The sequence below is a fragment of the Rhodococcus sp. SB1D genome (assembly GCF_048573875.1).
Taxonomy (GTDB): domain Bacteria; phylum Actinomycetota; class Actinomycetes; order Mycobacteriales; family Mycobacteriaceae; genus Rhodococcus_F; species Rhodococcus_F qingshengii.
In genome coordinates this window covers 339,806-357,832 of the sequence record NZ_JBMAIQ010000002.1, presented here as the reverse complement: position 1 = coordinate 357,832, position 18,027 = coordinate 339,806, and the positions used below count along the sequence as shown (strand labels likewise).

19 protein-coding genes are annotated in these 18,027 nt (G+C 61.9%); 6 read left to right on the top strand and 13 right to left on the bottom strand.

Annotation, left to right across the window (positions count from 1 at the left end; translation table 11 throughout):
- Window positions 1–6 precede the first annotated feature (6 nt).
- The 3 genes from ACN50D_RS07220 to ACN50D_RS07210 form a co-directional block, all read right to left on the bottom strand.
- Entirely contained in the window at window positions 7–2,187 is a 2,181-nt protein-coding gene (locus ACN50D_RS07220) for an acyl-CoA dehydrogenase (protein ID WP_211920910.1), read from the bottom strand.
- Between the two features lie 34 nt (window positions 2,188–2,221).
- On the bottom strand, window positions 2,222–3,385 hold the full coding sequence (locus ACN50D_RS07215; RefSeq protein ID WP_007732681.1) for a steroid 3-ketoacyl-CoA thiolase: 1,164 nt from the start codon (window positions 3,383–3,385) through the stop codon (window positions 2,222–2,224).
- A gap of 192 nt (window positions 3,386–3,577) precedes the next feature.
- Window positions 3,578–4,204 (bottom strand): TetR family transcriptional regulator, encoded by a 627-nt coding sequence (locus ACN50D_RS07210; protein ID WP_030536987.1) that lies wholly within the window; start codon window positions 4,202–4,204, stop codon window positions 3,578–3,580.
- A gap of 153 nt (window positions 4,205–4,357) precedes the next feature.
- On the opposite strand from ACN50D_RS07210, the gene ACN50D_RS07205 reads away from it, so the two are divergent.
- On the top strand, window positions 4,358–5,890 hold the full coding sequence (locus ACN50D_RS07205) for an FAD-dependent oxidoreductase (protein WP_037128865.1): 1,533 nt from the start codon (window positions 4,358–4,360) through the stop codon (window positions 5,888–5,890).
- A gap of 79 nt (window positions 5,891–5,969) precedes the next feature.
- Here ACN50D_RS07205 and ACN50D_RS07200 read toward each other — a convergent pair whose 3' ends face one another.
- The 7 genes from ACN50D_RS07200 to hsaA form a co-directional block, all read right to left on the bottom strand.
- The gene (locus ACN50D_RS07200) at window positions 5,970–6,521 is read right to left on the bottom strand and encodes a pyridoxamine 5'-phosphate oxidase family protein (protein ID WP_007732686.1); all 552 of its coding nucleotides are present in this window, start codon (window positions 6,519–6,521) and stop codon (window positions 5,970–5,972) included.
- Window positions 6,522–6,551: 30 nt separating this feature from the next.
- Entirely contained in the window at window positions 6,552–7,568 is a 1,017-nt protein-coding gene (locus ACN50D_RS07195) for a TIGR03617 family F420-dependent LLM class oxidoreductase (protein ID WP_007732690.1), read from the bottom strand.
- Between the two features lies 1 nt (window position 7,569).
- Window positions 7,570–8,451: an SMP-30/gluconolactonase/LRE family protein gene (locus tag ACN50D_RS07190; RefSeq protein WP_007732692.1), complete on the bottom strand. Its 882-nt coding sequence runs from the start codon at window positions 8,449–8,451 to the stop codon at window positions 7,570–7,572.
- Window positions 8,452–8,532: 81 nt separating this feature from the next.
- Window positions 8,533–8,994 carry an SRPBCC family protein gene (locus ACN50D_RS07185; protein WP_007732694.1) on the bottom strand — a complete coding sequence of 154 codons (462 nt, stop codon included), beginning with the start codon at window positions 8,992–8,994 and terminating at the stop codon, window positions 8,533–8,535.
- On the bottom strand, window positions 8,987–9,346 hold the full coding sequence (locus ACN50D_RS07180; protein ID WP_007732695.1) for an ArsR/SmtB family transcription factor: 360 nt from the start codon (window positions 9,344–9,346) through the stop codon (window positions 8,987–8,989). Before ACN50D_RS07180 ends, ACN50D_RS07185 begins: the two co-directional genes overlap by 8 nt.
- Before the next feature lie 65 nt (window positions 9,347–9,411).
- Window positions 9,412–10,704 carry a glutamine synthetase family protein gene (locus tag ACN50D_RS07175; RefSeq protein ID WP_007732696.1) on the bottom strand — a complete coding sequence of 431 codons (1,293 nt, stop codon included), beginning with the start codon at window positions 10,702–10,704 and terminating at the stop codon, window positions 9,412–9,414.
- Between the two features lie 38 nt (window positions 10,705–10,742).
- Entirely contained in the window at window positions 10,743–11,909 is a 1,167-nt protein-coding gene (gene hsaA, locus ACN50D_RS07170) for a 3-hydroxy-9,10-secoandrosta-1,3,5(10)-triene-9,17-dione monooxygenase oxygenase subunit (RefSeq protein ID WP_003940567.1), read from the bottom strand.
- Between the two features lie 237 nt (window positions 11,910–12,146).
- Between hsaA and ACN50D_RS07165 the strand changes: the two genes are divergently transcribed.
- The 4 genes from ACN50D_RS07165 to ACN50D_RS07150 are packed head-to-tail and all read left to right on the top strand — an operon-like array spanning window position 12,147 to window position 14,913.
- The gene (locus ACN50D_RS07165) at window positions 12,147–13,310 is read left to right on the top strand and encodes a Rieske 2Fe-2S domain-containing protein (protein WP_003940257.1); all 1,164 of its coding nucleotides are present in this window, start codon (window positions 12,147–12,149) and stop codon (window positions 13,308–13,310) included.
- A complete protein-coding gene (locus ACN50D_RS07160; RefSeq protein ID WP_003940353.1) occupies window positions 13,288–13,584 on the top strand; it encodes a hypothetical protein in 297 nt (98 codons plus the stop codon). The genes ACN50D_RS07165 and ACN50D_RS07160 overlap by 23 nt, the downstream gene beginning before the upstream one ends.
- Window positions 13,585–13,614: 30 nt before the next feature.
- A complete protein-coding gene (locus ACN50D_RS07155; protein WP_020909164.1) occupies window positions 13,615–14,403 on the top strand; it encodes an SDR family NAD(P)-dependent oxidoreductase in 789 nt (262 codons plus the stop codon).
- A gap of 51 nt (window positions 14,404–14,454) precedes the next feature.
- Window positions 14,455–14,913 carry a nuclear transport factor 2 family protein gene (locus ACN50D_RS07150; RefSeq protein WP_003940631.1) on the top strand — a complete coding sequence of 153 codons (459 nt, stop codon included), beginning with the start codon at window positions 14,455–14,457 and terminating at the stop codon, window positions 14,911–14,913.
- 1 nt (window position 14,914) lies between these two features.
- Here ACN50D_RS07150 and ACN50D_RS07145 read toward each other — a convergent pair whose 3' ends face one another.
- Window positions 14,915–15,709, bottom strand: coding sequence for an SDR family NAD(P)-dependent oxidoreductase (locus ACN50D_RS07145; protein WP_192712209.1), 795 nt, complete (start codon window positions 15,707–15,709; stop codon window positions 14,915–14,917).
- A 214-nt stretch (window positions 15,710–15,923) separates the two neighbouring features.
- On the opposite strand from ACN50D_RS07145, the gene ACN50D_RS07140 reads away from it, so the two are divergent.
- A complete protein-coding gene (locus tag ACN50D_RS07140) occupies window positions 15,924–16,502 on the top strand; it encodes a GNAT family N-acetyltransferase (RefSeq protein ID WP_030536976.1) in 579 nt (192 codons plus the stop codon).
- Here ACN50D_RS07140 and ACN50D_RS07135 read toward each other — a convergent pair.
- On the bottom strand, window positions 16,493–16,999 hold the full coding sequence (locus tag ACN50D_RS07135) for a ClbS/DfsB family four-helix bundle protein (RefSeq protein WP_050656853.1): 507 nt from the start codon (window positions 16,997–16,999) through the stop codon (window positions 16,493–16,495). The two genes, ACN50D_RS07140 and ACN50D_RS07135, sit on opposite strands and share 10 nt — an antisense overlap.
- Before the next feature lie 87 nt (window positions 17,000–17,086).
- On the bottom strand, window positions 17,087–18,022 hold the full coding sequence (locus tag ACN50D_RS07130; RefSeq protein ID WP_007732711.1) for an alpha/beta fold hydrolase: 936 nt from the start codon (window positions 18,020–18,022) through the stop codon (window positions 17,087–17,089).
- Between the last annotated feature and the right edge of the window lie 5 nt (window positions 18,023–18,027).

Sequence of the window (18,027 nt, the reverse complement as noted above, 5' to 3'; positions counted from 1 at the left end):
TGCAGGTCACTTTCCCGGTTCAGGGTCGCGAGGCAGACCCAGGATTCGCTCACCGATGATGTTGAGCTGAACATTGGTTGTACCACCCGCGATGGACATGCACTGCGAGTTCAAGAACATCTGGGTTGCAGACATCCGATGCTGTTCGCCCAGAAGTGAACTCGGTCCGGCCCACTCCATTGCCACGTCCCAGACCTGCTGGATGTGCTCGACACCGATCAGCTTCGCCACCGAGGATTCGGCACCCGGCTGCGCGCCGGCGAGCGAGCGCAGCGTGGTGCGCAGACCGAGCAGACCACCGGATTGCGCATCGCACAGCACCTTTCCGAGCACGGTCAGCTGCTCGTCGTCGATGCCACCGGGCAGTCCGTCGACCAGGCTCAGAAGAGCCTCGCCACCCGATCCGAGCGACGAGTCGTTGGACAGCGAGACACGCTCGTTGGCCAGCGTGGTGCGAGCGAGCTTCCAGCCGTCGCCTGGCGCGCCGACCAGGCACTCGTCGGGAACGAAGACGTCGTCGAAGAAGACTTCGTTGAACAGTGCTTCACCGGTGATCTCGCGCAGCGGACGAATGTCGAGGCCACTGTTCTTGATGTCGATGAGGAAGTAGGACAGGCCCTTGTGCTTGGGTGCGTCGGCGTCGGTGCGCGCGAGGCAGATTCCCCAGTGCGCGTCGCGTGCCATCGACGTCCACACCTTCTGGCCCTGCAACTTCCAGCCACCGTCGACCTTGGTGGCCTTTGTACTCAGCGCGGCGAGGTCGGAACCTGCGCCGGGCTCGGAGAAGAGCTGACACCAGACGATGTCGCCGCGCAGTGACGGCGGGACGAACTTGGCGAGCTGCTCTTCGTTGCCGTGCGCGATGAGCGTCGGGATGACCCAGTTGCCGATGATCATGTCGTGCGGCTTGATCTTCGCAGCGCGCAGTTCTTCGGCGATGACCAGCTGGCTGACGGCGTCGGCGGACTTGCCCCACGGAGCCGTGAAGTGCGGTGCGGTGTAGCCCTTTTCCGCGAGGTACGTCTTCTGCGCGGCACCTTCGAGTTCGAGCGCAGGACCGAGCTCGGCGCGAACGTCGGCGCGGACCGCCTCGGCCTCGGGCGGCAACTCGATGCTGAGCACGCGACGGGTGCCGGCAATGGTCAGCTCGGCAACGCGACGACGCCAGGATGCCGTGGAACCCAGCAGAATTCGCAGGGACTGCGCGCGGCGCAGGTACAGGTGCGCGTCGTGCTCCCACGTGTAGCCGATTCCGCCGAGCACCTGGATGCAGTCACGCGTGACGGAGAAGCCAGCCTCGAGGGCCGTGGCTCCGGCGACGGCTGCTGCGAGAGAAGCCTCCTCGGCACCGACGCCGTTGGCGGGAGTCAGCGCACGCGCAGCGTCCCAAGCGCAGACGCGTGCCTGTTCGGCAAGCGCGAGCATACGTGCAGCCTTGTGCTTGACACCCTGGAACTGGCCGATCGGGCGACCGAACTGCTGACGCACCTTCGCGTAGTCGGCCGACGTCGTGACTGCCCAGTCGGCCAAGCCTGATGCCTCGGCCGCGAACAGTGTTGCGGCAATGTCGAGTACACGCTGGGTATCGATGGTGAGGATCTCGGAATCGGTGAGCACCAAACCGTCGACGGTGACCTCGGAGTTACGACGCACGACGTCGTAGCTGGCCAAGTCCGTGACCTCGAGGCGGTCACGTCCGAGCAGAACGAATCCGCTGTCCGTCGCGAGGAGGAACAGGTCAGCGACATGGCCGCCGAGAATCTGGCTGGACGTTCCGCTGAGGGTGGTGTTGTCGCCGTCGCGGGTGATCTTCAGCGACCCCGGCTGCAGTGCAACAGCTCCGAGCGTGCTGCCATCCACGAGCGTCGGCAGTCTGTCCGTTTCTCCGGCATCACTGAGAACAGCGCTGACCACTACCGTCGGCAGGAATGGTCCGGGAACCATCGAGCGTCCAAGTTCCTCGACGACGATGGCGAGTTCGACCAATCCGTATCCTGCGCCGCCGAATTCCTCGGCTACGTGTAGTCCGAGAAGCCCCTGCTCGGCAAGCCCGTTCCAGAGTTGGGGGCGAGTTTCGACCTTCGCCTCGACGGCTTCACGGACGACGGTGGGTGTTGCGTGACGCGCCGCCCAGCCCCGTACGGAGTCGCGGAGGTCACGATCTTCTTCACTCAATCCAATAGTCATGTCTACCTCGTCAATTCGACAGTGTCAGTACGGGTCAGATGCGTTCGATAATGGTGGCGGTCGAGAGAGCGCCACCGGCGCACATCGTGACCAGAGCCGTCGACTTGTTCGAGCGCTCGAGTTCGTGCAGCGCAGTGGTGATCAGACGCGCGCCCGTGGAACCGACGGGATGTCCGAGCGCGATCGCACCACCGTTGACGTTGACCTTGGACAGGTCTGCGCCGTGAACCTGCGCCCAGGAGAGCACGACCGAGGCAAAGGCTTCGTTGATTTCGACGAGATCGATGTCGTCCAAGGTCATTTTGGCCTTGTCGAGCACCATCTGGGTGGACTCGATCGGTCCGTCCAGGTGATAGAAGGGATCGGATCCGACCATGCCGGACGCGACGATCCGCGCGCGGGGCTTCAATCCCAGTTCCTGTGCGCGCTCTTCGCTCATCAGCAGTACCGCAGCCGCGCCATCACTGATCTGCGACGAGTTGCCGGCGGTGTGGATATGGCCTTCGATGACCGGCTTGAGCCCAGCCAGCGCTTCTGCCGTCGTCTCACGCAGTCCCCCGTCGCGAGTGACAGTGGCGATCTCACCGGTAGGCACGCCTTCCTTGTCCACCACGGGAGCCTTGACGGGCACGATCTCGCGGTCGAAGCGTCCTTCAGCCCAAGCCTGAGCTGCGCGGCGCTGCGATTCCAGACCGAACGCGTCGACGTCGGCGCGCGTGATCCCACGCTTCTCGGCAATTCGCTGCGCGGAGGTGAACTGGTCACCCATGTCGATGGTCCAGTCGTCCGGGTACGGGTTTCCCGTTCCGGGTGCGTTTGCCTGACCCAGGAACACACGGCTCATAGCCTCGACGCCGCAGCCGATACCGGCCGAGATCTGACCAGACGAAATCAGGCCTGAAATCAAATGCACTGCCTGCTGGGCGGATCCACAGGCGCAGTCGATAGTGGTTGCCGCGGTGCTGTACGGCAATCCGGCGTGCAGCCACGCCTGCCGCGTGACGTTGTTGGACTGCTCACCTGCCTGGGTGACACAGCCGCCGATGATCTGTCCGATGTCTTCCGGTGCGACGCCTGCCCGTTCGAGAACGCCGAGCTGCGCTGCTCCCAGAATCTCGGCGGGGTGCAGTCCCGCCAGGGCGCCGCGACGACGGCCGATCGGTGTCCGAGCGGCCTCGACGATGACTGCATGACCCATGATGTTCGCTCCTTCGTGGAGTTTTCGGTCGGTGAGCTGGCTCACCGTCTAATTTTCTGTAATTTATTCTATTAATGATGTCAGGGCAATGTCCGGATTGACATCAACTCTCAACTGATGCGGATTCAAAAATAGAATTGATTTCAATATTGCGAACATGACGAACCCACCCCAGAGAGGGGCGAAGTCACGTCAGTGCCGTGAGAGATTCACCAGAAGCAGGTCGCAACCCTTGCGGATGTCGTACTCCGCATCGGGGATGGAGATTCGACCGTTGAGGCACGATTGAATGACCCCGAACCACAGCTGCATCAGCAGACGCAACCCGGTGTTGTCTTCCTCGGTGGGGTTCTCGATCCCGGCCGCATCGAGAATGATCTGCCGGAAGCCGCGATCGATCTTTCCCACGTCCGGCACCGTCGCGACGTTGGCGGTACTGGACGACTGCAGCATCGCAGTCGAGAGAGCCGGCCGACGCAGTAACCCGCGAGTCGCGCGAACCAATACCTCGTACACCGCATCCTGCGGATTGTCCGACTGAACCTGATGCCTGACAAAGCTGGCACCGATCTGGTCGATCTGCTCGACCATCACAGCGACGAAGAGGTGCGTCTTCGAGGGGAAATAGCGATAAAGAGTGCCGATGGCCACGCCCGCCCGCTTGGCGACCTCGTGCATCTGTACCCGTGAGAGTTCCTTCTCGGTCCCCAATTCGGCTGCCGCTTCCAGCATCCGCACATGGCGCGCCCGCTGCTCGTCCGAACTGGGCTCTGCAGCGTCCCTGACCTCGGCAATTCTCGGCAACGTCGCCCCCATCATCGATTCTGTGTCCCGGTCGCGAACGACCTCGCCAATTCTCTCATCTCGACCACCCATCTCGGCATATTGCCCGCTCAGTGGGACCTGGCATGGCCTTCTCTCCCCGTGCGGTATTCCGTGGACACCCCACCCTCTTGGAGTTAGGACGCAATGATGCAGGACTGGACCACCGAGTGCGACGTGTTGGTAGTCGGCTCCGGCGGCGGCGCGCTGACCGGCGCATACACCGCGGCAGCTCGAGGATTGACGACGATCGTCCTCGAGAAAACCGATCGCTTCGGCGGAACTTCCGCGTACTCGGGCGCATCCATCTGGCTGCCGGGAACCCAAGTACAGGAACGTGCGGGACTCCCCGACTCAACGGAGAACGCACGCACCTATCTGCGCGCATTGCTCGGCGACGCCGAGTCCGAGCGCCAGGATGCCTATGTCGAGACCGCTCCCGATGTCGTCGCACTACTCGAGCAGAACCCGCACATCGAATTCGAGTTCCGTGCGTTCCCCGACTACTACAAGGCCGAAGGCCGGATGGACACGGGACGCTCCATCAACCCTCTCGATCTCGATCCCGCCGACATCGGTGACCTCGCCGGCAAGGTGCGTCCGGAACTCGACCAAGACCGCACCGGTCAGGATCATGCTCCCGGCCCGATGATCGGTGGGCGCGCACTGATCGGCCGACTGCTGGCCGCAGTCCAGAGCACCGGTAACGCAGAACTTCGTACCGAATCCATCCTCACCTCCCTGATCGTGGAAGACGGTCGGGTTGTCGGCGCCGAGGTCGAATCCGGCGGCGAAACCCAGCGAATCAAGGCGAACCGCGGTGTGCTGATGGCAGCGGGCGGCATCGAAGGCAACGCCGAGATGCGTGAGCAGGCCGGCACCCCCGGCAAAGCGATCTGGAGTATGGGTCCCTTCGGCGCCAACACCGGTGACGCGATCTCCGCCGGAATTGCTGTCGGTGGCGCAACCGCTTTGCTCGATCAGGCGTGGTTCTGCCCCGGCGTCGAGCAGCCGGACGGCAGCGCCGCATTCATGGTCGGCGTTCGCGGCGGACTCGTCGTCGACAACGCGGGCGAGCGTTACCTCAACGAGTCTCTCCCGTACGACCAGTTCGGCCGGGCCATGGATGCGCACGACGACAACGGTTCTGCAGTGCCGTCGTTCATGATCTTCGACTCGCGCGAGGGTGGCGGACTACCTGCCATCTGCATCCCGAACACGGCGCCCGCCAAGCACCTCGAGGCCGGAACCTGGGTCGCCGCCGACACTCTCGAAGAACTCGCCGCCAAGACCGGACTGCCGGCCGACGCATTGCGCAGCACTGTCGAAAAGTTCAACGATGCCGCAAAGCTGGGAGTCGACGAAGAGTTCCATCGCGGCGAAGACCCGTACGACGCATTCTTCTGCCCACCCAACGGCGGCGCGAATGCGGCACTGACGGCGATCGAGAACGGTCCGTTCTACGCGGCCCGCATCGTCCTCAGTGACCTCGGCACCAAGGGCGGATTGGTCACCGACGTCAACGGTCGAGTCCTGCGTGCCGACGGCAGCGCCATCGACGGCCTGTACGCCGCCGGCAATACGAGCGCGTCACTGAGCGGCCGCTTCTACCCCGGTCCTGGCGTTCCGCTCGGCACGGCCATGGTCTTCTCGTACCGAGCAGCCCAGGACATGGCGAAGTAACCAGCACAACGAGGACGTGGGGCAGGCAATGTCAGAATCACCTGCCCCACACTCTTTCGCACGGCGACGCGATTTTGTATCACTCCAGGTCGATACCGGGCAACCCGTCCACACTCTTCGCGTTCTTCTCGGCGCGATAGGCGATGAGCCGCTCCGGCCCCCTCTTCTCCGCTACGCGGTCGAGCACGTCACGATCGGATTGGTAGTCCATCAGCGGTACTGCGTATCCGCACGAATCCGAAATGCGCGTCAGATCGACCACGACGATCGACCGCAGCCCCGGGTGCTCAGGGAACCTACCGACAAGCTCGTTGAACGGTTCCGACCCTGCAAGCAGAACGTGTCCGTGACCGTGCAGTCGTACGATCTTCGGTGGTCCGTCAAACGCCATGAACATCAGTGTTATTCGGGAGTTCTCGCGCACGTGCGCGATGGTTTCCACACCGCTGCCGGTGAGGTCGAGGTACGCCACCCGGTTGGATGTCAGCACCACAAACGATCCGACTCCCCCTTTGGGTGAGCAATTGACCAACCCGTCAGCAGACAACGGTGCGGTGGCAACGACGAACAGCGGTTGAGCCTGCAACCACGTGGTGAGCTTTTCATCGATGCCTTCGTAGACGCGCCCCATGTCGAGAGTGTAGTTCGCGCCGACTGGACGTCACGGGGCAGACGCTGCGGCGGCTCGAATCTCCTCACACATCGCTGCGAAGACGCGGTCGTCGGCGGGATTCGCCGGCACCGCCAGTGCAATGCCGTCGCAGAGACTCGCGTATTTCGAACTCAGCACCTCGGGGAGTTCGGCGTAGGTGCATTGCGTGACCAGCCTGTCGAGAACATCGTCGGTGAGGACGGCAGGTAGTCGAGCCCAATCACCTGCCCGCGCCATCACTGTCAGTTCTTCCCCGACCTCGGATAATCCGAGGACCTCCAGCGCGACTCGGTACGCCGGAGTGGAGTAGAGAAAGGCAAGTTCACTGCGCACCGCTTCTCGTTGAGCAAGTATCGCGGCAGGATCTTTGCCGGTGATCATCTTCGGAACGGCAATCAGTCGCGGCTTCCTTCCTCCTGCCGTCAACGATGGAATGATCCTCTCCGCGAGCACCTTCGGATGGGAGCTGGTGGGGTGAGAAACAAAACCGTCGGCGACGGCTCCCGCCAGTGAGCACATGCGCAAGTTCACTCCCCCGGTCCAGATCTCCGGAGCCGGAACATCGAGCGGCCCCGGATTGAAGTAGGGCTGCAGCCGGTCGAAGGTGTAGTGCGTTCCGGCATGGTCGAGTTCACCGCCCTCCTGAAAAACTCGGAAGATCTCGCGTACAGCGCTGACGTAATCACGCAGTTGCGCAACAGGATCCGTCCACGGCATCGAGTACCGCCCGACGATGTTCCCACGCACCTGCGTCGCAAGCCCCAGTTGAAATCGCCCACCCGAGAAACCCGCAAGATCCCAGGCAGCCAAAGCCGTCACCATGGGACTGCGCGCAAACGCGACAACCATCGACGTCCGGACAGTGAGAGTACTGCTGTGCTCGACGGCCAGGGCCGCCACCGCAAACGGATCACGAATGGTTTCGGAGATGTGCACCGTGTCGAAACCAAGGTTCTCGATGCGTCGGACGTGCTGAGCTACCTGCCGCAGCGGAGTGTCGGCAGGTAGCGAGGTCACCAATTCCATATCAGATCAAAGGCTCCAGGCGAATCGACAGCAGCTTTCCTTCGGTAGCCACCTTGCGAGCGTGTTCATTGAAATCCGGGGCGGCACAAACGAACAGGGTACGACCGTCGGAACCGCCGAGTCCGCAAGCGAAGACACCGCTGTCGAAGGCAATTTCGTCGACTATCTCCCCGCTGGCGCCCACATGAAGAACACGGCTTCCGAGGGCATCGGCCACCCACATCGAATCGTCTCCGTCGATACAACACCCGTCCGCCGCAACGACGATCTGAGCGAGGGTGGTCTCCATCTCGGGTCCACCAGGCACCGGCCCGAACGACGCCCAGTCGCGGCGTTCACCCAGAGAGCCGTCGGCCTGGACGGCAAACGCACTGATTCGATTTCCCAGCGTTTCGTCCACGAGCAGATCTCCGGTCGACGTCAGAGCCATTCCGTTGGGGAAGTGGAGATCTCGCGCGACGACGTGCACCGATCCGTCCGGGTCGACGCGGAGGAGATCTGCCGTCTCGACGGGGGCCAGGTTCATCAGATCGAACCCGAAGTTGCCCACGTACGCTCGTCCCTGTGCGTCGACCAGCATGTCGTTGACGTTGGCACTGACGTACCCGGACAAGTCTGCGTGCACCACCAACTCGCCATCGGATTCTCGCCGCAGAATCTTCTGGTCCCGCATGGAGACGACCAGTAATCTGCCGTCCGGAAGCCACCCCAGCCCGGACGGCTGCCCTGGAACCTCCGCCTCGACGCGTATGTCTGTCCCGTCCTCGCAGGCCGAAATCACCTGGTAGGTGTAGAAGTCCGATACCCAGATCCGGTTCTCGTGCCAGCGCGGGCATTCGAAGTAGGTGTATCCCTCGAGAACTACCGCAACTTCTGGTGCCATCAGGCTCTCCTGCGTCGGTGACGAATGGACTATCAGCCCCATTCAATCACCGGCACCGCTGTCGCGGTGTCCGATTCCCGACTAGTCGCCGGCGCGAACTTCGTCCAACACGTCGAAAGCGGATTCCCATCCGTCGTACGCATTCCCGTCACCCTTGAATCCCGGAATTCCTACCAGGTGGAAGGTCATTTCGGTCTTGTCACCCCGTTCTGCGAGCGTGACCGTTATCCGAGGTGCGGCATCCACTGGATCACTCGGATTTCCCCAGGTGAAGACCAGCCTCTTCGGCTCGTCGACCTCGAGATAGGTTCCGCCGGTGGGGTACTCGGCTCCGTTCTCGTCGTTGATCATCAGGTAGCGGTACGTTCCGCCAACCCGGGGGTCGATCGTGACGTACTCCCGAGGACTGCTGACACCCTTCGGATGCCACCAGCGCGCCGCCTCGTCGGGGTCGGTCCACGCCTGCCAGACAAGGTCGCGCGGCGCATCGAAGATCCGGGTGATGGTGAATTCTGCAGTGGCATCGACGTTCTGGTCACTCATTGTCCTTCTCCTTCTTCGGTCGAGGTTGCTTCAGCTCACGTAGACGCTCGTCGAGGAGGTCGAAGCGTTCGTTCCAGCCTCGCCGGTGTTCGTCGACCCAGGCGCTGGCGTCGTCGAGACCCTCTGCGCGAAGGGTGCACGTGCGCCATTGCGCGGTGGCGGTTCGTTCGATGAGACCGGCTCGCTCGAGCACCTTCAGATGCTGAGAGATGGCGGGTCGACTCATTTCGAACGGCTCGGCCAACTCACCGACGGTCATCGAACCATCAGTGAGGCGAGAGAGCATTTCACGCCTCGTCGGGTCGGCCAATGCGCTGAACACTGCATCGAGTCGGCCACTTCGCTCGTCCATGTAAGCAACTCCTTAATTAAGGAATAGCTTAAACATAGGACTCGACATCTTGCGCGTCAACCCTTTCAGCTCCAGGTATATCGAAGCCGCTCGACGGTTGTCGCCTCGTCCATCTGGGAGAAAGTCTCGCGCTCAACTCCCTTCACTGACACCATCGCTTCGATGATCGACTCCCCGAAGATTTCCTTCGCCACCGAGGAGGAGTTGAACTTCTGCACTATCTCGCGCAGATCGGTGGGGACTCGGGTCACCCCGCGCTCATCACGTTCCGCCTCCGTGAGAGTCGACGGGTTCACCACAATTTCCGGCGGCAATGGCGAGGCATTGCCGATACCGATATGCGAAAGGCCAAGTATCGCAGCGGTCGCCAGATACGGGTTGGCCGATGGATCGACGATTTTCACTTCGGCGTTGGCGCCGTGTGGATTCGACGGTGACTCTGCGCAGAACCTCAGTGCCGCTTCCCGGTTCTCGAGCCCCCAACAGACGTAGGCCCCCGACCAATTGTCCGGTCGCAGCCTGACCCCGGAGAGCGGTGAGGACGCAAAGATGGCCGTGAATTCCGCGAGGTGAGAGAGGATTCCACCCAAAGCTGACGATCCTTTGTCGGTCATCCCGTACTCCTGCCCGCCACCGGAGAAGACGGGCCGCCCACCTGAGTTCAACGAAAAGTGCTGGTGTGCACCGTTCCCTGCACCTCCGACCGTAGGTATCGGTGAAAACGAGGCCGCCAATCCGTGGGCTCTGGCAGTGCGGCTGATCAAGATCCGGGCCAGTATCACCAGGTCGGCAGCCTGAACAGGAGTTGCCGGAGCGATGGAGATCTCGAATTGATCCGGTCCGTACTCTGCATGCACTTGCTCGATATGAAGTTGTGCGCGTTCGGCATTGCGCAGAAGGTCCTTGAGGAAGTCCTCGCGGAGCAGGACTGCACCTAACCCGTACGCCGACCACGCTCCGTTGCACGCATCACCGAAAAGAGTGAACTCGATCTCGTGACCCACCCGAGCTTCCAGTCCGTCGGCGGCAAGCCGCGCCACGACGGCAGTGAGTGCGGACCGAGTACACACGGCAGCCGTCGCACCGTCTTGCTCGTGCAACGTCGCCGGCGCCCACGACACGCCCCCGCCGAGATCACGGAGGTCGGAGCGGTCGATACGCAACCGGAGATCACCCACGACGGAAAAGGAATCGGTGAAGGCAATCCGATCGTCGCTACAGAAGACGTTCCAGCTCGGTGAGACTCCCGCACCGGCTTTCTCGAAGACACCGGTTCGGCCGGCCGGCATCACCTTCGCGCGCGCGACACCCGCCATGTCGACGATCGAGCCGATGGTCAGAGCCGGTACTTCCCTCATCCAAAGGCAAATACCCCACCCGGTGACGCGCCAACCCGTCAGATCAGGTTGTCCTCCACCGGCAGTCCGAACGCCGCCCGGCCGTAGAGCGCCAACGCGCGCTCGGGTTCGTTGGCAACGTGAACGCTGCCCGCATGAACGTCACGCCACGCACGCTCGATCGGGTTTCCGCGAGAGAGGGAGTTCCCTCCTGCCGTCTTGAAAAGCATGTCGATCGCTTCCACCGAGCGTTCCGTCGCACGAACCTGATCACGACGCGCACGCAGCCTCATCGAGAGTGGGAGCTCCTGACCGGCCACAGCAAGTTCGTACATCTCCCGGATATTGCGATCCATCTGCAGAATCGCAGCATCGATCTCCGACGACGCACGTGCGACGGCGACCTGAGCGAACTGATCCTCGCTGAACCGTCCACCACCCAAACTCAGACGGACGCGCTCACGCATCACGTCCAGGTACCCCTCGTAACAACCGGCGACGATGCCCACACACGGAGCGGCAACCGTCGAGGTGAAGATGCTCCCGAACGGAAGTTTGTACAGCGGGCCAGGATTGACCGCTTGGCCAGGCCCACGCAGTTGTGCGGTCTCGTAGTTGCGCTTCAATCGGTGCTCGGGAACGAAGGCCTTCTCGACCACGATCTCGTTGCTCGCGGTGCCCCGCATACCCACGACATCCCACACGTCACGGATTTCGTAATCGGTGCGCGGCACCAACACCGTCATGAAATCGACGGGACGACCATCCATGCCGACCACCATCGCTCCCAGCAACGCCCAACTCGCGTGGTCGCAACCGGAGGAGAAACCCCACTGGCCCGATAGCTCGTAGCCTCCGTCCACCGCCGTCAGTCGACCGACCGGCGCATAGGCGGACGAAATGAGCGTCGTCTGATCCTCTCCCCACACGTCGGCCTGCGCTCGGTCGTCGAAAAGTGCAAGATGCCACGGGTGCACCCCCACCACCGACGCGACCCAACCGGTCGAGCCGCAGGCAGCCGAGATGGCCCTGACCACTTCGTAGAACTGAACCGGGTCGCTCTCGGCACCTCCGTATCTTTTCGGCGCCAGCATGGAGAAGACGCCGGCTTCGGACAGCTCCCGGATGGTCCGTTCGGAGATCTTGCGCGAATCGTCGACCTTCTGAGCGCGGGCCGCGATCTTCGGAAGCAGATCACGGACTGAACTCAGAACCTTGTTGACCATGGGAGACACTCCTCGCACCGAACCGTGAGGGAGCGGATCGGCAGATAGACATAACGGCTGCCCCGTCACGATATGTCGGTCACGCGTTCCGGTGATCGGAAGTCCCGGAGGCCGGGATCAGCCGCCGGATCCTCGCGCTCGCCGCTGGTCCCGGCCAGTGAGACGAGACCCCAGAGGCAATTCACGCTCCCCTAGCGTCGGGCGTCGACACTGCCCCTGGAAAGGACGGGACTCATCGTGACGATCACTCAGTCCGACAACGACGAGGTTCGCGAGATCCAAGCTGGAACCGCGCCTACACGCTTTGCGCGTGGATGGCACTGCATTGGACTCACGGAGTCCTTCAAGGACGGCCAGCCGCACTCCATCGAGGCGTTCGGCACCAAACTGGTCGTCTTCGCCGACAGTGAAGGCAACGTCAAGATCCTCGACGCGTACTGCCGTCACATGGGTGGCGACTTGAGCCAGGGCACCATCAAGGGCGACGCCATTGCCTGTCCGTTCCACGATTGGCGCTGGGGCGGCAACGGCAAGTGCCAGAAGATTCCGTACGCACGCCGCGTCCCCCCGCTGGCCAAGACGCGCGCCTGGCAAACCCTCGACCAGGACGGCATGCTCTTCGTCTGGCACGACCCCGAGGGCAACCCGCCGACCGACGACGTGGCTATCCCCCGCATCGAAGGCGCGCTCAGCGACGAGTGGAGCGACTGGGTCTGGTACACCACGACCGTCGACACCAACTGCCGCGAAATCGTCGACAACATCGTCGACATGGCGCACTTCTTCTACGTGCACTACTCCTTCCCGACGTACTTCAAGAACGTCTTCGAAGGCCACGCCGCAACGCAGTACATGCGCGGCGTCGCTCGCTCGGACATGCGTCCCCACGCAGCAGGCACCCCGAAGATGGTCGGCAGCAACTCGGTTGCCACGTACTTCGGCCCCTCCTTCATGGTCGACGACCTGACCTACGAGTACGAGGACTACAACGTCGACTCTGTGCTCATCAACTGCCACTACCCGGTCAGCGCTGACAAGTTCGTGCTCCAGTACGGCATCATCGTCAAGAAGTCGGATCGCTTCCAGGGTGAAGCCGCCGACGCGATGGCCGCGAACTTCGGCACGTTCATCGCCAAGGGCTTCGAGCAGGACGTCGAGATCTGGAAGAACAAGACTCGCATCGAGAACCCGCTCCTGTGCGAAGAAGACGGCCCGGTCTACCAGCTCCGTCGCTGGTACGAACAGTTCTACGTCGATGTCGCGGACATCGCTCCCGAGATGACCGAGCGCTTCGAATTCGAACTCGACACCGCGCGACCCGTCGCAGCCTGGCAGAAGGAAGTCGAAGACAACCTCGCTGCAAAGAAGGCAGACGAAGATGCAGCCTCTTCAGTGCGCTGAGTGCAAGGCTCAGGTCCTGGTCCAGAAGAACAGTTGGGAACACACCACCGTTCAGTGGAGTGACCAGGCCCGCGCCCAGTGCCTCGAAATCGCCGACGACCGTGAATTCGGGCAGCGAGAGGGACGACCCGGTGCCCCTCGCAAGCAGTGCGGCGCCTTGATCGCGTCCATCGTGAACGCTGCAACAGCGGGCGAACTCGAGATCCTCAACGACGAGCCGGTGCCTCAGCCGATCGTCGACGACAGCGAACCCGTACCGACTCCGTTTCACTAGTCAAGCCAACATCTTTCGAAGAAGGTAGTAATGATCGATCCTCAGTACTACGGCCCGTGGGCAGTCATCGCCGGCGGTTCAGAAGGTGTCGGCGCAGGGTTCGCCGACGAGCTCAGCAAGATCGGCATCAACCTCGTTCTCATCGCCCGCAAGCCGGGCCCGCTCGAGGAGACCGCGGCCAAGGCACGCGCCAACGGCGTCGAAGTACGCACTCTCGCATTGGATCTGCTCGTTCCGGACGCGCTCGATCAGATCAAGGCTGTCACCGACGACGTCGAGGTTGGTCTCCTCATTTTCAACGCCGGCGCCAACAGCTACGGCCACGAGTTCGTCACCGGAGATCTGACGGGATTTGCCGGAGTCATCGAGCTGAACATCAACAAGCAGCTCGAACTCTCGCACCACTTCGGCGGATTGATGAAGGATCGCGGACGCGGCGGCATCATGCTGCTCGGTTCGCTGGCCGGATTCATGGGCTCCGAGCACCAGAGCATCTACGCGGCGTCCAAGGCATTCGGGCGCATCTTCGCCGAAAGCCTGTGGCTCGAACTCCAGCCGTACGGCGTTCACGTCGTCGAGTTCATTCTCGGTGTCACTCGCACACCCGCTATGATTCGCGCGGGACTGAACTTCGACATCCCGGGCATGAACGTCGCAGAGCCCGAAGATGTTGCACGTGAAGGTCTCGAACACCTTGCCGACGGCCCGATCTGGGTGGCTGCAGGAAACTACGAAGGCGCCAAGAAGCGCAGTGGCTTCCCCCGAGACAAGATGGTCAAGGGTGCTGCCGAAGCGATGCGCAAGCTGCTCAACCGCTGACATCTGCTGTGCGCCTTTATTAACCCCCCGACGTTAAGAAAGGCGCACAGCATGAGCATCGACATCACCACTCTTCTCGACGAACGCGAGATCACCCGCTCCATCTTCGAGTTCGCCCGAGCTATGGATGCGCGAGAGTGGGATGAACTCCACCGGATCATGACGCCGGACGCTACGGCAGAATTGGGCACCGGAACTCTGCGCGGACCCGCCGAGGTAGTGGCGTCCATCCGCTCGTTCCTCGACGAGTGCGGTCCCACCCAACATCTGATCGGTAACGTGCTGGTCGAGGTGGTCGGCGATCTCGCCACCAGCCGCTCCTATGTCAGCGACATGCATGTGGGCACCGGGAGCAAGGCTCACCTGAACTTCTTCACCCTCGGCGACTACCACGACTCATGGGCGCGGATCGACGGAAAGTGGCGAATGACGCACCGCACCAAGCATTCACACGCCAGTCAGGGATCCATCGAGGTTCTGGGCGCCGGCCCCAGCGGTTGGCGGAGCTGATTCAGCTCAACATCGACGAACGGCCGGTCGCGAGCGGACTCTTGCTGGTGAGTCCGCCGTCGACCACCAGGGTCTGCCCCGTCATGTAGCGAGATTCGTCCGAAGCCAGGTAGACCATGGCATGCGCGATGTCTTCGGGTTCGCCGAGGTAAGGCAGGGCGTTTGCCTGCTTCATGCCGTCGATGACATCAGCGGGGATGTTGTCCACGAGAGCGGGTGTCATGATCGCGCCCGGCGCTACGGCATTGCACCGAACACCGTTTGCTCCGTACTGGACTGCGATGTACTGCGTCAGACGAATGACTGCCGCTTTGGCGGATCCGTAGGCAGACTGCAGGGAATCCCCGATCAATCCACCTACCGAGGCCGTGTTGACGATCGATCCTCCACCGGCACTGTTCATGTGCGGAATGGCAAGTCGTGAAGCGACGACAGTGCTGCGGACGTTGAGCGACATCACGCGATCCCACTCGTCCAAGTCCATCCGGAGCAGGTCGAGATCCTTGCGCGGGTTACTACCGCCCACGTGATTACACAGGACGTTGATGCCGCCGAATTCGGCGACCGCCTTTTCGATCATCGCTGCCAGAGAGTCCTCGTTCATGACATCGACGCCGAAACCCAGTGCATTGCCACCGGTCTCGCGAATCGCCACCGCCGCTTCCTCTGCACGCGCAGGATCGAGGTCGGCGACCAACACCTTGGCGCCCTCTGCCGCCATGAGTTGTGCTGCTGCACGCCCGATTCCACTGGCGGCGCCTGTGATCACTACACTCTTGCTTTCGAGCCTGTTCATATCTGTTCCTTTCGCGGAGAATCGCCGTACCCGGATCTCACGTGCCCGGAGTTGACAGCTCGGCGATTGCCCGATCACTACCAGTCAACGCAGGATCGACAGCCTCGTCCAACTTTCTTGAATGAACTCACAAGTACGTGACCACGGCCCGCGCACCTGCTACACCGCCGAAATCGAGTGGCGACGGAAGACCTCACTGTGCTGAAGTGGCACTATGCAGAATTCTGTTCGACCGCTGTCCATCGACGACCTCGACCGTGCCGCCGAGGTTCTCGGCGAGGCGTTTGCCGACTACCCCTGGACGAACTGGTGCGTCGCCGAAGACTCCCACGTGGAACGCGTCGCGACTCTGCAACGGATCTACCTCGAACACCTGGCACTACCGTTCGGGCGTTCCTACATAGACGATTCCGGCAACGGCGTCATCGCAGTCCTGCCGCCGGACGCTCCAGAGCCTGATGAAGCGACCGTCGAGAAGATCGTCGAACTGCACGGAGATCGGTTCGAGCGCGTTCTTCAGGCTGACGAACAACTGTCTGCGCTTCCCGTCCCCGACAACGCGTGGTCGTTGGCAACGATCGGTACGACGCCGCGCTCACGCGGAACCGGATTGGGTTCTGCGCTACTGAAACATGCTTTGGCGGAACTGGATCGAACCGAACAGAATTGCTGGCTCGATACGTCGACCGAACGAAATCTACCGCTGTACCAACGGTTCGGTTTCACGATCGTCGGCCAGACCTCGCTCCCCGACGGACCGGACGTATGGCGGATGCATCGACTTCAGGGCTGATTGTTCGACTTCAGCACTCGCCGAATCATTTTCGACAACGACGCGTATTGGGTGATCGTGTTGACGGCGATCCACCTCGAGACCGGCCACGTCCGGGTCCACGAGAAAACCCCGACCGACAGCAGTTGATCGTCGTCAAGGGTCTCGATGTAGTTGCGCAATATCGCAACAGCAGCTCCCAAGCGGTCACGAAGCTCCTGAGCCGGAATGTCTATGCTCGCGTCGACAACCGACTGGTTCAGTGCGGGTGTTTGCGTCCACTTGTAACCCGCCGCCGGCGTCTGCGGAGCCTCGTCTCGCAGCCCGGCACCTATCCACTCTGCGACGGCCTCTGCCCACCAGACACGCACAGCGAGTACGTCGTGCACCGTCCACGCGTCGACGGCAACGGCGTCGAACGCATCGGCCTCGGCGACGCCGTCGAGTAACGCTTCGAGTTTCGAATACGCCGAGTCCAGCTCGCTCACCAGTTCTTCGCGTGACCAGGTCTGCGCCACAATGCCTCCGAACGATCAGTGGAGAAGAAAGAAGCGGGACCATCTCGACTCGATGGCCCCGCCTCCAACTTTAACGTCCTCCCGGATTCAGTTCAGCTCACCCAAGAACCTTCCGAGGTTCTCGGCGATTTCCTTCGACCTGGTGTGGTGCAGGTAGTGGTCTCCGTCCAGCAAGATCACCTCTCCGTGATCGACGGAGGCTGCCTGCCCCTCGTGCAGCTCTGTCCAGCCCTGAACTTCTGAATTGTTCACGGCGAACAACAGAATCGGAAGATCGGCTGGGAACGTCTTGCCGATTGCTTCAGCGAAGTTACTGGAAAGATGATCCATCTCGTTGAGATAGGTATCGCTGAAGTTGTTCTTCGCAGTCAACTGTCGCATCTCGTCCTTTGCGGCGGGATCGAGGTACTCGTCCGAGGCTTCACCACCGACGACCTTGGACAGCAATTCCGCCAAGCCCAATTGCCTTCCAACTCGGAGTGCGTCGATCGGGAATTTGGTATCCATGTTCGGCTGCCCTGGAACACTGCTGTCGATACCCACGAATGCGGTGACCTCGTCACGGTACTTCGCGGTGTAGTCCAGCGCATAGAGACCAGTGATCGAGTGCCCCATGAGGATGTATTCGTCAATTCCCAGCGACTGTACTGCCGTATGAATCTCTTCGACGATGTTCGCAGTCGTGCGGTCCTTGTCCGTTCCGTCACTGTAGCCGTAACCGAAGGGCTCGATCGTGACGACGCGGTAGTCGGGTGCGAGCTCGTTGACAAGCGGTGTGAAGTCGAGAATCGGTGCGGACGTTCCGAACCCGGGTAACAGCACTATGGTCTGATCGCCGTTGCCGCGGATCGAGTAGCTCATGTTCTTTCCGTCGACGGACACGAACTGGTTGCCCGTCTCCCCGGCCGGAACGCTCGCTTTGCTGGAGCCGACATTGAATACGAGCGCTATCGATACCAGCACAACCAGAACTACGGACACCGAAGCAACCAGCTTCAGTGCAACGGTACGAATCTTCTTCATTCTCA

Coding starts and splice junctions, on each gene's coding strand:
- ACN50D_RS07200 (WP_007732686.1), bottom strand. CDS start 6,521: ATGGGGCGCGTCTACGAAGGCATCGATGAAAAGCTCACCACGTGGTTG.
- ACN50D_RS07185 (WP_007732694.1), bottom strand. CDS start 8,994: ATGAGTGACCAGAACGTCGATGCCACTGCAGAATTCACCATCACCCGG.
- ACN50D_RS07205 (WP_037128865.1), top strand. CDS start 4,358: ATGCAGGACTGGACCACCGAGTGCGACGTGTTGGTAGTCGGCTCCGGC.
- ACN50D_RS07155 (WP_020909164.1), top strand. CDS start 13,615: ATGATCGATCCTCAGTACTACGGCCCGTGGGCAGTCATCGCCGGCGGT.
- hsaA (WP_003940567.1), bottom strand. CDS start 11,909: ATGGTCAACAAGGTTCTGAGTTCAGTCCGTGATCTGCTTCCGAAGATC.
- ACN50D_RS07140 (WP_030536976.1), top strand. CDS start 15,924: ATGCAGAATTCTGTTCGACCGCTGTCCATCGACGACCTCGACCGTGCC.
- ACN50D_RS07180 (WP_007732695.1), bottom strand. CDS start 9,346: ATGGACGAGCGAAGTGGCCGACTCGATGCAGTGTTCAGCGCATTGGCC.
- ACN50D_RS07160 (WP_003940353.1), top strand. CDS start 13,288: ATGCAGCCTCTTCAGTGCGCTGAGTGCAAGGCTCAGGTCCTGGTCCAG.
- ACN50D_RS07130 (WP_007732711.1), bottom strand. CDS start 18,022: ATGAAGAAGATTCGTACCGTTGCACTGAAGCTGGTTGCTTCGGTGTCC.
- ACN50D_RS07175 (WP_007732696.1), bottom strand. CDS start 10,704: ATGAGGGAAGTACCGGCTCTGACCATCGGCTCGATCGTCGACATGGCG.
- ACN50D_RS07195 (WP_007732690.1), bottom strand. CDS start 7,568: ATGGAATTGGTGACCTCGCTACCTGCCGACACTCCGCTGCGGCAGGTA.
- ACN50D_RS07150 (WP_003940631.1), top strand. CDS start 14,455: ATGAGCATCGACATCACCACTCTTCTCGACGAACGCGAGATCACCCGC.
- ACN50D_RS07145 (WP_192712209.1), bottom strand. CDS start 15,709: ATGAACAGGCTCGAAAGCAAGAGTGTAGTGATCACAGGCGCCGCCAGT.
- ACN50D_RS07215 (WP_007732681.1), bottom strand. CDS start 3,385: ATGGGTCATGCAGTCATCGTCGAGGCCGCTCGGACACCGATCGGCCGT.
- ACN50D_RS07210 (WP_030536987.1), bottom strand. CDS start 4,204: ATGATGGGGGCGACGTTGCCGAGAATTGCCGAGGTCAGGGACGCTGCA.
- ACN50D_RS07190 (WP_007732692.1), bottom strand. CDS start 8,451: ATGGCACCAGAAGTTGCGGTAGTTCTCGAGGGATACACCTACTTCGAA.
- ACN50D_RS07220 (WP_211920910.1), bottom strand. CDS start 2,187: ATGACTATTGGATTGAGTGAAGAAGATCGTGACCTCCGCGACTCCGTA.